The sequence below is a fragment of the Stenotrophomonas sp. 2694 genome (assembly GCF_040548715.1).
GTDB classification, from domain to species: domain Bacteria; phylum Pseudomonadota; class Gammaproteobacteria; order Xanthomonadales; family Xanthomonadaceae; genus Stenotrophomonas; species Stenotrophomonas indicatrix.
In genome coordinates this window covers 61,280-72,834 of sequence record NZ_JBEPSG010000020.1, presented here as the reverse complement: position 1 = coordinate 72,834, position 11,555 = coordinate 61,280, and the positions used below count along the sequence as shown (strand labels likewise).

Below are 11,555 nucleotides of genomic sequence, written 5' to 3'. Positions count from 1 at the left end.
CGCGCGGGGGGGGGGGGGGGGGGGCGCCCGGCGCCCCCCCCCCCCGCCCCCCGGCCCCCCCCCCCCCCCCCCCCCCCCCCCCCCCCCCCCCCGCCCACCCTCAGGAAGCCCGCTTTTGATTCGGCTGTAGCTTCGGCTGTTGCTGTTGAGGTTGCCGGCCAGCGGCCGGCACTACCGCTTCGGCGGGTGCAGGGCGCAGCCCTGCCGGCAAACCCTCCTTGACCGCAGCGGCCCGCGCCCCGGAGAATTACGAGATTAATTCTCATTTGCTGTTGCGCAGGATGCGGGCGGCAGCCTCTACGGCCCTCGATCCCGATGTTCAAGAACGTCCTCTTCCAACTGCACTGGCTGCTGGGCATCAGCGCGGGTGCCATCCTGGCCGTGATGGGCCTGAGCGGTGCAGTCCTGTCGTTCGAGGATGAACTGCTGCGCGCGGCCAATCCCGGCTTCGCCGAGATCGCCGAGCACCATGCCGACAACCAGCAGCCGCTCGCCCTGAGCGAGCTGGTGCCGTTGCTGCAGGCAGGCAGCGAGCGGCCGCTGCAGCGCCTGCGGGTGGATGCCAGCGGCCAGCGGCCGTCGGTGGCACGCTTTGCCGGCGGCAAGGATCACTGGGTCTATTTCGACCCCTACAGCGGCGAACGCTTCAGCGCACTGCGTGGACAGGCCTTCTTCGATTTCGTCGAAGACCTGCACCGCCACATGGTCGCCGGTGAACGCGGCTCGTGGATCACCGGCAGCTGTGCGATCGCGCTGTTGTTCTTCACCCTGTCCGGGCTGTACCTGCGCTGGCCACGCCGCTGGTGGCACTGGCGCAGCTGGCTGGCGGTGGAATGGGCGCGCAAGGGCCGGGGCTTCCTGTGGAGCCTGCATTCGGTGATCGGCACCTGGGTGCTGCTGATCTACCTGATGAGCGCACTGACCGGGTTGTGGTGGTCGTTCGACTGGTATCGCAACGGACTGACCCAGCTGCTGGGTGTTGCGCCTCCCGCCAAGCACAAGGTCGCCACGGATCAGCCCCTGGATCTGCACAGGGTCGAGGCCACGCTGTATGCACTGCCCGGCGTGCGCCAGGGCTTCATCGACCTGCGCCTGCCGGAGAAGCCCGGTCAAGCGCTCAACGTACGGGTGATGTCGGCGGAACCCGCGCAACGGGGCGGCCATCACGACCGCGCACATGACCTGCTGCAGCTCGATCCGGCCACCGGCGCGGTCCTCGACGCGCGCCCCTACGCGCGCCAGGGTGCCGGCGGCCAGCTCACCACCAGCATGTTCGCCCTGCACTCGGGCAGCTTCTTCGGCATGCCCGGGCGCATCGTGGTGATGCTCAGCAGCCTGGGCATGTGCCTGTTCTTCGTTACCGGCTGGCTGTTGTACCTGGACCGCCGCCGCGGCCAGCGTGCCGCCCGCGCGCTGCGGCAGACCGTGCCGGCAGCAGCACCCCATGCCGCGGGCACGCCGTGGCTGGTGGTGCATGCCAGCCAGAGCGGCCTGGCCGAACAGTTGGCCTGGCGTGCGGCGGCGCAGCTGCAGGCGGCCGGCCACGCGGTGCAGGTACTGCCGCTTGCGCGCGTGACTGCCGCGCAGCTGCAGGCCACCACGCAAGCGCTGTTCGTGCTCAGCACCTTCGGTGATGGCGAACCACCGGACAACGCACGGCGCAGCGCGCGCCAGTTGCTGGCACAGCTTCCGGACCTTTCCGGGCTGCGTTACGGCATGCTCGCGCTGGGTGATCACCAGTACGCGCAGTTCTGTGGGTTCGGCGTGCAGATCGACGACTGGTTGACGCGCTCGGGCGCGCAACCCTTGTTCGCCCGCATCGACGTCGATGCTGCTTCGGTGGGGGCGCTGCGCCAGTGGCAGCTGCAGCTGACCGGACTGACTGGCATCGACACCGACGACAGCGTGTTGCCGGCCGCCACAGTGATGCACGGCTGGCGCCTGCTCGGCCGCACCCTGCTCAACGCTGGCAGCGTCGGCGGCCAGATCTGGAAGATCCGCCTGGCACCGCCGGCCGATGTCGATTGGCAGGCCGGCGACATCCTGCACATCGCGCCCCGCCACGACGCGATGCATGCCAGCGCGGTACTGCGCGCGCATGGCCTGGATCCCCAGCAGCCACAGCTGATCGATGGCGTTGCGAAGACCCTGCTGGAACTGGCCAGCGAACGCCTGCTGCCCGAACCCGGCCGTGCGTTGCAGGTGCAGGATGCAGGCCTGTGGTTGTCGGGCCTGCCGTCACTGCCTGGGCGTGAGTACTCGATCGCCTCATGCGCCGCCGATGGCGAAGTGGAGCTGGTGGTGCGGTTGGTCCACGACGCAGCAGGCCGCGCAGGACTGGGCTCGGGCTGGCTGGCCCTGCATGCGCCGCTGGACGGTGCGATAACCGCCCGCGTGCATCGCAACCCGGGCTTCCATCGGCAGCCGGGTGCGCCGATGCTGCTGATCGGCAACGGCACGGGCATCGCCGGCCTGCGCAGCCTGCTGCGCGAAGCCGCGCATCACGGGGAGCACGGCCACTGGCTGCTGTTCGGCGAGCGTCAGCGCGCGCACGATTTCCTGTTCGCCGACGAGATCATCCAGTGGCAGGCTGACGGGCATCTGCTGCGCTTGGATCAGGCCTATTCGCGTGATGTGGACGATGGCAGCTACGTACAGCATCGATTGCGCGCTGCGACAGATGAACTGCAGGCGTGGTTGGCACGAGGTGCAGTGATCCATGTGTGTGGATCGCTGCACGGCATGGCCGAAGGCGTGGACCAGGTGCTGCGCGAAGCACTGGGCGATGAAAGGGTGGAACTGCTGCTGGAGAACGGGCGCTACCGGCGCGACGTGTATTGAATCCGTTCGCCGGGCATTGCCCGGCGCTACCCGTCATGGGTTTCAACGGTAGCGCCGGGCCATGCCCGGCGAAGGCGATCAGGCCATCACGCTGCAGCCCGTGCCCGGCGCTCGGGCTGCAGCCGGAACGCGGCCACCGCTTCGGCCAGCGCGCGCACCTGGGTCTGCATCTGCGCAGTCGACGCGCCGGCCTCTTCCACCAGGCTCGCATTGCGCTGCGTGCTGGCCTCCATCTGTACGACGGTCTGGTTTACCTGGGCAATGCCCGCATGTTGGTCGTGCGAGGCACTGCGGATACCGGCCAGCAGGCCGGCCAACTGCCGCACGCTGCTGACAATCTCGTCCATCGTCGTACCCGCCTGCTCGGCCTGCGTACTGCCCTGGTCGACCCGCGTCACCGAATCCTCGATCAGCCCCTTGATCTGCTTGGCCGCATCGGCACTGCGCTGGGCCAGCAAGCGCACTTCGGCCGCCACCACCGCGAAGCTTCGGCCCTGCTCGCCTGCACGCGCGGCCTCCACTGCCGCGTTGAGGGCCAGGATATTGGTCTGGAAAGCGATGCCATCGATCAGCTGGATGATGTCGCCGATGCGCCGCGACGCCGTACTGATGCCCTGCATGGTGGCCACCACCTGGCCGACCGCAGTGCCGCCGCGCTCGGCAACCCGGGCGGCCTCACGTACCAGTCCATCGGCGCGCTCCGTCGCATCGGCGTTGCGGCCGACGGTATCGGTCAGTTCATGCATCGATGCAGCGGTTTCTTCCAGGTTGGCGGCCTGCTGTTCCGTGCGCTGGGAAAGATCGTGATGGCCGGCGACGATTTCGCCCACCCCCACATCCAGGCGGACCGTGGCCTGCTGGATGCGGGTGACGATGTGGCCCAGCTGCGCGACAGTGGCGTTGGCATCGTCACGCATGCGGGCGAACACGCCCTGCAGGTCGCCTTCCAGGCGCACGCTCAGGTCGCCGCGTGCCAGTGCGGCCAGCAGTGCCTGCAGATCGCCGAGGTTGGCCTCGAAGGTGGACAGCAGGCGATTGATGCTGGTCGACAGCGTGCGCACGAAGCCTTGCTTGCCCTCCAGTACGATGCGCCCCTGCAGCTCGCCATGCGCCGCCGCGTCGACCAGTGCCGCCACTTCGGTTTCCAGCAGTGTCTCCAGCGCGCGGCTGCGCCATTCCACTGCCACGCCGAGGAAGTGGTCGTCCTCGACGATGGCGTTGGCGATCAGCTGGTAGCGGGTGCCGGCGTGGCCGATCTCGCGCTCTTCGCGCTGACGGACACCAATCAGCCCCGCCAGTACCGGGTGCAGGCGGACCGCGTCGCTGCCAAGCAACGTCTCTGCAGGAAGGTCCAGCAGCTTCAGCAGCGCTGGATTGGCATAGGCCACCTGCCCTTCCGCGTCGACCACCATCAAGCCGGTCTGCGCGCTGTCCAGCGCTTGCCGCACGCGCGTATTGCCGCGCGCAACCGCGCGCTCGGTTTCGATCCGCGCACGCAGGCGTTGCTGCATGTCGACCAGGCACTGCGCAAGCTGGCCGATCTCATCGTTGGCGTTGTGCACGCGCAGCGTGGTGTCGAGCCGATCATCGGCGATATCGCCAGCGAAACGCAGGGTGTCCTGGATCGGTCGACGCACCGCGCGGACGACCAGCACCAGGCTGGTGATCAGCACACCGGCCACCAGCAGCAGGGTGGCCACGAACAGCACGCTGGCCATCCGTGCGCCCGACTGCTGACGAAGCTGCGCCTGGGCCAGTCCCGCAGTCTGTGCCTGCTGGAATGCGGCCAGTGCCGGGCCCACGGCTGCCGCCGTCTCGAGCAGCGACTGTGCTTCCACGTCCAGGCCGACACGCGCGGCGGTATAGCCCAGCAGCGCGGCCTGGTAGGCCTCCATGCCCGTGCGCACGTGCTCCTGCACCTCGGCTGGCAGGCCCGCCAATGCCAGATCGAAGGGCAGCTTTTCTTCGCTGGCACGATCGGCGTGGGTGGAATCGCCATCGAGCAGCAGCAGCGCTTCCTGGCGCCGCATCCGCTGCACATGCAGGGAAAGCGCAGGGCGCTCCAGCGCGTCCACCTGTGCCTGCAGTGCGTCGGCGGACTGCTGCAGCTGCGCGGCCAGGCCTGCGTCGCCGCGCCCCATCTCATCCACCCGCTCGAACAACGCGGCGATGCCCTGTGAGAATGCGTCGACGGCTTCAGTCATCGCCTGCAGCACCTTGCGCCGACCCGCATCCATCGGCATTGCACGCAACGCCTGCAGATCCTGCTTCAACATCCGTTGCGTGGCCAGCAACTGGCTGCGGTCGGCATCGTCGAAACTTCGCGCATACTGGGTCTGCAGGCGCCGGGCCTCGGCCACCCGCGCTGCCAGCGAAGCGACGCGGTCACTGCCGTGCTGGTAGCTGGCCTGATCGCGCGCCGCCTGCTTGCTCGAATGGCTGGTCCAGGCATGGACGGCGGCAATGGCCACCAGGCCCAGGCTGCAGACCAGCAGGGTCGCCTTGAGCTTGTCGGCGACGCTCAGCCGATGGGGCTGCAACCAGCGCAGCAGGCCAGGGAAACGCGAACGCAACCCGGCAACGCGGCTACGCAGGGACCGAAGGTGGGGAACGACGGCCGACATGACAGACTCCAGGCGGAAGGACGCACCTTTATCGACTGGTTGCAGCAGAACTTTAGCCCCGGATTGATTCCTGCCACGAGCGGCGGGCAGTTGTCGCTGTTGTACCGGCCGCAGACGACCGGGGGATGACACCGGCGGGATGCGCTTGACCTCAACCCCGGTTGCGGTATCACAGTGGAGCCCCCCGCCCGTGATGCCTGCCATGCCCATCGACGTCCCCCGCTACCTGCAGCGCCTGCAGCTGGATGCCCCGCCCCCGCTCACCCTGGACGGGCTGACCCTGCTGCAGCAGCGCCACAACGCCCTGCTGCCGTTCGAGACCCTGACCAGCCTGCTGCGCGACGCGGTGGCAATCGACCTGGGCAGCGTCCAGCACAAGCTGCTGCACGCGCAGCGCGGCGGTTACTGCTTCGAACTCAATGGCGCGTTCCTGGCGCTGCTGCAGGCCTTGGGCTTCGATGCGCAGCCACTGAGTGCACGGGTGCTGCTGTCGGCCACCGAGGGCGAGCTGACTGCGCGTACGCATCTGCTCCTGCGGGTGCGTCTGCAGGAAGAGGATTGGCTGGTCGATACCGGCTTCGGCAGCCTGACCCCGACCGTACCGCTGCGCCTGCACGAGACCGCAGTGCAGGACACACCGCACGAGCGTTACCGCGTGCGGACGCTGGATGATGGCGACTTCATGCTCGCCGCCGAGGCGGGGGATGACTGGCGGGCGCTGTACCGCTTCGACCTGCAGCCACCGGCGCCGATCGACAACGAGGTAGGCAACTGGTACGTGTGCACGCATCCGCAGTCGAGCTTTCCCGGCCAGCTGCGTGCATCACTGACCGGGCCGGATTGGCGACGCACCATCGGCAGCGGCAACTACACCGAATACCGCCCGGGCCAGGCGCCGGCCAAGCGCCCGCTGCGTGATGTGCAGGACGTGCGCGAGGTGCTGCAGCAGGGCTTCGGCATGCGCCTCCCCGACGATCCGCGGTTGGATCCGGCCATCGCCGACTGGCTGCAGCGTTCACGGGCCACCTCCGTGTAGCGCCGCGCCATGTTCGGCTGCCGTCCTTGCCGCTATGGGTTGACGGGTGCCTGCAAGGCAATCCGGTTGCCCTCGCTGTCGCGGATCTCGGCCACCCGCCAGCCACCGGCCTCGGCCGGGCCAAAGCACAGCACCGCGCCGGCCTGCAGGGCACGCTGCAGGCTCCGGTCCACATCGTCCACGCCCAGGTAGATGCGCGGGCCGTGCTCCGACGGCACGTAGTCGGTGCCGTGCACCAGCGCCATGCTGGCACCTGCGGCGGCGTCGTTGAACGACAGGTAGGCCATCCGGCAGTCATGCAGGTCGATCGGCGATTCAATGCTCACTTGCAGCCAGTGCTCGTAGAACGCCACGGCGCGTTCGAGATCGGCGACCGGAACTTCAACATGCAGGATGGGATTCATGGTGATCGTGCTCGGCGTGCAGGTGGATGAAAGGCAGCATCGCAGCCCTGTGCACTGCACGATACGGGCCCGACTGGCATGCTGGACAGCCTGCCACCGTACCGGAAACGCCCATGTCCCTGGCCGATCACCGTCATGCCCTGGCCCCGTTGGGCCACCTGCGCGTTGCCATCAACCTGGGCAACCCGGTGCTCGCCCAGGGCGACGCCAATTCACCACATGGGCCGTCGGTGGAACTGGCCACCGCGCTGGCACAGCGGCTGGGTGTGCAGGCACGCTTCAGTTGCCACGACGCGGCCGCGTCGGTGGTTGCAGCGGCGAGCGACGATGCATGGGATCTGGCCTTCCTGGCGGTGGACCCGGCACGTGCCGATCGCATTGCCTTCAGCGCGCCGTATGTGGAGATCGAAGGCACCTATCTGGTGCGCGATGACAGTCCAGCGCAACGGGTTGCAGACCTTGATCGCAACGGGCTGCGCATCGCGGTGGGACGCGGCGCCGCCTACGATCTGTTCCTCAGCCGTGAGCTGCGGCACGCGGCGATTGAACGTGCCGACACCTCGGCCGCGGCCATCACCCTGTTCGACCAGCAGCGGCTGGATGCAGCGGCCGGCGTACGCCAGCCCCTGCTGGCCTGGGCGCAGGCACATCCCGGCCATCGCGTGCTGGCCGATCGCTTCACCGTCATCCAGCAGGCGGTCGCCGCGCCCATCTCTCGACCCGTAGCGGCGTTGCAGGCACTGTTCGCGGAAGTGCAGGCGATCAAGGCCGGGCCGCTGCTGGGCGAGGCCTTCGCGCGTGCCGGGCAGGCAGTCACGCTGTTGCGGTGACGCGCACTCCATGGCGTCGCGCCTGCCCGCGTGGCGCTACCCCGCGTCTGCGGCCTGCATGTGCCGCACATGCTCGGCCGCCTGGGCGTGCAACCATTCGCGGAAGGCCAGAAAACCACGGTGCCGCACCGAGCGCTGCGGATACACCAGCCAATGCGGCCATGCGGTTTTCAGGCGCCGGTCCGACAACGCAACCAACTGGCCGGAATCCAGCAGCAGCCGCGCCCGCGTCACCCGTCCCAGGGCAACACCGACGCCGTCCAGTGCGGCGCGATGGTGGGCTTCGGAATCATCCAGCACCGCCACGTACCGCGCCGGCGGGCGCTGCCCGGTCAGCGCGAACCATGCGCCCCACGCGCCGTCGGGGTCTCCCAGCAGCGGCCACTGTGCCAACGGCAGGTGGCCGATGCCGCCCATGCGCTCGATCAGTGCCGGGCTGGCCATGGGCAGCAGCCATTCGTCGAACAACGGTTCCACCACCAGCCCCGGCCATTGTCCGCTGCCCAGCCGCAGCGCTGCATCGAACTGCAGCTGCCGGTCGAAGTCGATCAGTCGCTCGCTCGACTGCAGATTGATTTCGATCTGCGGATGCGCCGCCACGAAGTTGCCCAGGCGTGGCACCAGCCAGGCGCTGGCCATCGACGGCACGGCGCTGAGGGTGAGCACATGCTCCGGTCGGGCGGCGTAGGGCTGGAAGGCTTCGTTGATCGCATCCAGGTGGGGGCCGATCTGATCCAGCAGGCGCTGCCCTTCCAGGGTCAAGGCCACACCGCGTGCCTGCCGTATCAACAGCGGCTGGCCCAGGCGTTCCTCGAGCTGGCGCATCTGATGGCTGAGCGCACTGACCGTCAGGTTCATCGACGCGGCGGCGCGGGACAGGTTGCCCAGGCGTGCGGCAGCGACGAAGCCCTGCAGGGCATGCAGCGGTGGGCGGGACATAAGGCTTGAATTCCTCTCAAGTCGGACTTGCGGAAATGTCGCTTTTTGCACCGCCATGCTGCCCGTATCGTGCATTCCACTCAAGTGGAGGCACGATCATGAACATCTTCAGCGGTCTGTTGTTCCTGCAGGGTCATGTGACCAACGTTGCCCTGGCCCAGCGCTTGGCCAGCCCCGTTCCCGCAGCGCCCGATGCACGCCGGGCACCCCGTCCGGGCAACACCCCGGCCGCCCCGGGCAGTGTCACCACCCGCGCTGCAGGTGCTCGGGCAACCACGGCTGCGGATCGATAGCGAGCGCGCGATACGCATCGATGGCGTCGCACAGTGCGGCCACGCCGACGGGCGAACGCAGGCTTTCCTCTTCCGGCACCTGCACTGCGGCCCAGTCATGCAGCCGGTCCAGGCGCTGGACCATCGCAGCCCGCAGCCACAGCCGCAGCGGATAGGTGTGATAGCCCTGCCGCGCCAGCGCTTGCACAGCCTCGGCCAATGCAGCGTTGGCCCCGCGCACCCATTCGGTGTGCCCACCGGCCTTGTCCTGCACCGTCATCGGTGCCGGCGCACGATGCAGCTTGAAGGGCCGGCGCAACTGCAGTTCCAGGTCACGCGCATCCCGCTCTGATTCCGCCTCGACCAGCGCGCCTGCTTCCAGATCGAAGAACTCGAACCAGCGCCGATGCAGCGCACTGATCCGGCCCAGCGGATCGCGCGAGAAGCCGATCTTCGCGTAGTCCTCCCAGGCACAGGGAAAGACGTAGGCGAACACGCGGCCATCGATGCGGATGTCGGAATCCATGACCACAGGATCGCGTGGCGGGTATTCGCAGGATGTGCAGGCAATGCCCACGGCATGCGTACTTCCGGCTACGCTTGCGCGACCATGTCTTCATTGCACGCCCCTCGCCCGCCCGTGTCATCGATCACGATCGGTGCCGTCTCGCTCGACATCCTGCAGCAGCAGCACGCGGATCTGCGACGACCACCGGCCTCGCTGACCAAGCTGATGACCGCCTACACCGCCTACGACCTGCTCGCGCAGTCGGGCGGTTCGTGGTCGGACATGATCACCATCGATCCGCGCGACGTGCACGAGGTGGCCGACGATGAAACACGGATGGGCCTGGTGCCCGGCGAAAGCATCGTCCTCGGCAGACTGCTGGAGGGCCTGATGGTGGTCTCCGGCAACGATGCCGCGCTCGCCCTGGCCCGTCACCTGGCCGGATCGCAGGCGGCGTTCGCGCAGCACATGAACGATCACGCGCGAGCGCTGGGCCTGCACGATACGCACTTCATTTCCGTGTCCGGCATCACTACCCCGGGGCATCTGTCGACCGCACGCGACATGGCGATATTGGCCGCGCACGTGCTTGGACGCTACCCCGATCTGCTGGAAATCACGGCACAGCGCAGCTTCGTGCACCGCACCCTGCACAAGGCCAACCAGAACGCGCTGCTGGGCGAAGACGGCGTGGATGGTTTGAAGACCGGTTACACACAGGCTGCAGGCTTCTGCCTGGCAGCCACCGCCCGTCGCAGGTGCGCTGGGCACGCGCTGCCACTGCGCCTGATCACCGTGGTGCTGGGCGCTGATTCCCGTGCGTCGCGCGATGAGCAGGTGCGTGCGCAGCTTGATGCAGGCTTCGCCAGCGCCGGAATGGCCGACGCCCAACGCGCGTGACCGGCAGGCTGGGCAGACACCACGGGCAATGCGCTCTATAGTCCAGCGCCCGAAGGAGTACCCCCACCGATGGATCGACGACTGTTGTGCTGGATGCTTGCGCTGTCCTGCATGTTCGCCGCTGCAATCACCCATGCCGGCGAACTCAGCCCTGCCGAGACCGACGCGCTGCAGCAGGATGTGCGTTCTCTGCTCTCCACCTTCGCGCGTGGCGATACCGATGCCATGATCGAGCGAACGCATCCGAGCGTGAAGCGTTTTGCCGGCGGCGACGCGGCGTATGCGAAGGCCACGCGCGATGCGATGAAGGCACTCGGCGACATGGGCCTGAAGGTCATCAGCGATGATGTCGGCGAACCGACCCGCACCTACGCTGCCGGCGACGAAGAAGTCTGCTTCGTGCCGCGGACCACGGTATTCACCACCGACGCACAGACAGTGAAGAGCCTCACCTTCATGGTCGCCATCCGGCAGGTCGGTGGTACGCAGTGGCGCTACATCGATGGTGCCGCCATGCAGGCAATGCCGGAGCTGCTGCGACAGCTGTTGCCGGACCTGCCGCGTGACGTGCCACTGCCATCAGTCAGCGTCGAGCAACTCTAGGCCGCTTCGCCCACACGATTCAGCTGCCACGCTTGACGATGGCGACGATCACGCGCTCCAGCTCGGCCTCGGCGGCCGTGTGTTCCACCGCACCGGCCGCAACCGCTTCAGACAGGGTTTCGGCGGCACCGAGAATGGCCCACAGCCCGGTAGCCGGCACGGCCTCTCCTACTGCGAACGGGCCGAGCCACTGCGCGCACTTGTCGATGAAATCCTGCTGATAGCAACGGCGTACCGCACGCAGTTCCGGTGATCCGGCCAGCGCGGCGAGAATGTCCTGGATCTCGCTGCCCTGCGACAGCACGCAATCGATGTAGCCCGAGGCGATGGCATGCGCGCGATCCTTCAACCGGGCCTTCGCACTGCCGATGCGCTCATCGAAGACCACGGTCTGCTTGTGGTCATAATCGGCATACAGCGCGGCCAGCAGACCGTTGCGTGTTTCGAAGTGGTCGTAGGCCAGCGGCTTGGTGACACCGGCCGCCTCGGCCAGGCGGGCCAGGGTCAGCGCATCGGTGCCCTCTTCGCCAACCAGCGCCCACGCCACGTCCAGCAGCTGCCGGGCGCGCTGTTCACGGGTCAGGCGGCGACGGGGCTC

The 11,555-nt window shown here is 68.0% G+C and carries 10 protein-coding genes; 5 read left to right on the top strand and 5 right to left on the bottom strand.

Translation table 11 applies throughout. The features are described 5' to 3' along the window. Positions 1–315: 315 nt before the first annotated feature. Positions 316–2,841 carry a PepSY domain-containing protein gene (locus tag ABIA73_RS17830; protein ID WP_354276096.1) on the top strand — a complete coding sequence of 842 codons (2,526 nt, stop codon included), beginning with the start codon at positions 316–318 and terminating at the stop codon, positions 2,839–2,841. Between the two features lie 86 nt (positions 2,842–2,927). Here the strand turns inward: ABIA73_RS17830 and ABIA73_RS17825 are convergent, their stop codons facing one another. Further along, positions 2,928–5,465 carry a methyl-accepting chemotaxis protein gene (locus ABIA73_RS17825; protein WP_354276095.1) on the bottom strand — a complete coding sequence of 846 codons (2,538 nt, stop codon included), beginning with the start codon at positions 5,463–5,465 and terminating at the stop codon, positions 2,928–2,930. 202 nt (positions 5,466–5,667) lie between these two features. Here ABIA73_RS17825 and ABIA73_RS17820 point away from each other — a divergent pair, with 202 nt between their 5' ends. After that, positions 5,668–6,501: an arylamine N-acetyltransferase family protein gene (locus tag ABIA73_RS17820; protein WP_354276094.1), complete on the top strand. Its 834-nt coding sequence runs from the start codon at positions 5,668–5,670 to the stop codon at positions 6,499–6,501. 32 nt (positions 6,502–6,533) lie between these two features. Here the strand turns inward: ABIA73_RS17820 and ABIA73_RS17815 are convergent, their stop codons facing one another. Beyond that, complete coding sequence (locus tag ABIA73_RS17815) at positions 6,534–6,905, bottom strand: VOC family protein (RefSeq protein ID WP_354276093.1); 372 nt, start codon at positions 6,903–6,905, stop codon at positions 6,534–6,536. 113 nt (positions 6,906–7,018) lie between these two features. Here ABIA73_RS17815 and ABIA73_RS17810 point away from each other — a divergent pair, with 113 nt between their 5' ends. After that, positions 7,019–7,735, top strand: a complete 717-nt coding sequence (locus tag ABIA73_RS17810) for a transporter substrate-binding domain-containing protein (protein WP_140227742.1) — start codon at positions 7,019–7,021, stop codon at positions 7,733–7,735. Positions 7,736–7,771: 36 nt separating this feature from the next. Here the strand turns inward: ABIA73_RS17810 and ABIA73_RS17805 are convergent, their stop codons facing one another. Together ABIA73_RS17805 and ABIA73_RS17800 are read right to left on the bottom strand one after the other, a co-directional pair. Next, complete coding sequence (locus tag ABIA73_RS17805) at positions 7,772–8,674, bottom strand: LysR substrate-binding domain-containing protein (RefSeq protein WP_032976453.1); 903 nt, start codon at positions 8,672–8,674, stop codon at positions 7,772–7,774. 243 nt (positions 8,675–8,917) lie between these two features. Further along, positions 8,918–9,472, bottom strand: a complete 555-nt coding sequence (locus tag ABIA73_RS17800) for a GIY-YIG nuclease family protein (RefSeq protein WP_354276092.1) — start codon at positions 9,470–9,472, stop codon at positions 8,918–8,920. Positions 9,473–9,556: 84 nt separating this feature from the next. Here ABIA73_RS17800 and ABIA73_RS17795 point away from each other — a divergent pair, with 84 nt between their 5' ends. Beyond that, entirely contained in the window at positions 9,557–10,354 is a 798-nt protein-coding gene (locus ABIA73_RS17795; RefSeq protein ID WP_354276091.1) for a D-alanyl-D-alanine carboxypeptidase family protein, read from the top strand. Positions 10,355–10,423: 69 nt separating this feature from the next. Continuing rightward, positions 10,424–10,957, top strand: a complete 534-nt coding sequence (locus tag ABIA73_RS17790) for a hypothetical protein (protein WP_354276090.1) — start codon at positions 10,424–10,426, stop codon at positions 10,955–10,957. Positions 10,958–10,976: 19 nt separating this feature from the next. Here the strand turns inward: ABIA73_RS17790 and ABIA73_RS17785 are convergent, their stop codons facing one another. Then, positions 10,977–11,540, bottom strand: coding sequence for a TetR/AcrR family transcriptional regulator (locus ABIA73_RS17785; protein ID WP_099786155.1), 564 nt, complete (start codon positions 11,538–11,540; stop codon positions 10,977–10,979). Positions 11,541–11,555 lie beyond the last annotated feature (15 nt).

Bases quoted from the DNA above. Each gene is read 5' to 3' on its own strand.
- ABIA73_RS17805 (WP_032976453.1), bottom strand. From the start codon at position 8,674: ATGTCCCGCCCACCGCTGCATGCCCTGCAGGGCTTCGTCGCTGCCGCA.
- ABIA73_RS17825 (WP_354276095.1), bottom strand. From the start codon at position 5,465: ATGTCGGCCGTCGTTCCCCACCTTCGGTCCCTGCGTAGCCGCGTTGCC.
- ABIA73_RS17800 (WP_354276092.1), bottom strand. From the start codon at position 9,472: ATGGATTCCGACATCCGCATCGATGGCCGCGTGTTCGCCTACGTCTTT.
- ABIA73_RS17815 (WP_354276093.1), bottom strand. From the start codon at position 6,905: ATGAATCCCATCCTGCATGTTGAAGTTCCGGTCGCCGATCTCGAACGC.
- ABIA73_RS17795 (WP_354276091.1), top strand. From the start codon at position 9,557: ATGTCTTCATTGCACGCCCCTCGCCCGCCCGTGTCATCGATCACGATC.
- ABIA73_RS17820 (WP_354276094.1), top strand. From the start codon at position 5,668: ATGCCCATCGACGTCCCCCGCTACCTGCAGCGCCTGCAGCTGGATGCC.
- ABIA73_RS17830 (WP_354276096.1), top strand. From the start codon at position 316: ATGTTCAAGAACGTCCTCTTCCAACTGCACTGGCTGCTGGGCATCAGC.
- ABIA73_RS17810 (WP_140227742.1), top strand. From the start codon at position 7,019: ATGTCCCTGGCCGATCACCGTCATGCCCTGGCCCCGTTGGGCCACCTG.
- ABIA73_RS17790 (WP_354276090.1), top strand. From the start codon at position 10,424: ATGGATCGACGACTGTTGTGCTGGATGCTTGCGCTGTCCTGCATGTTC.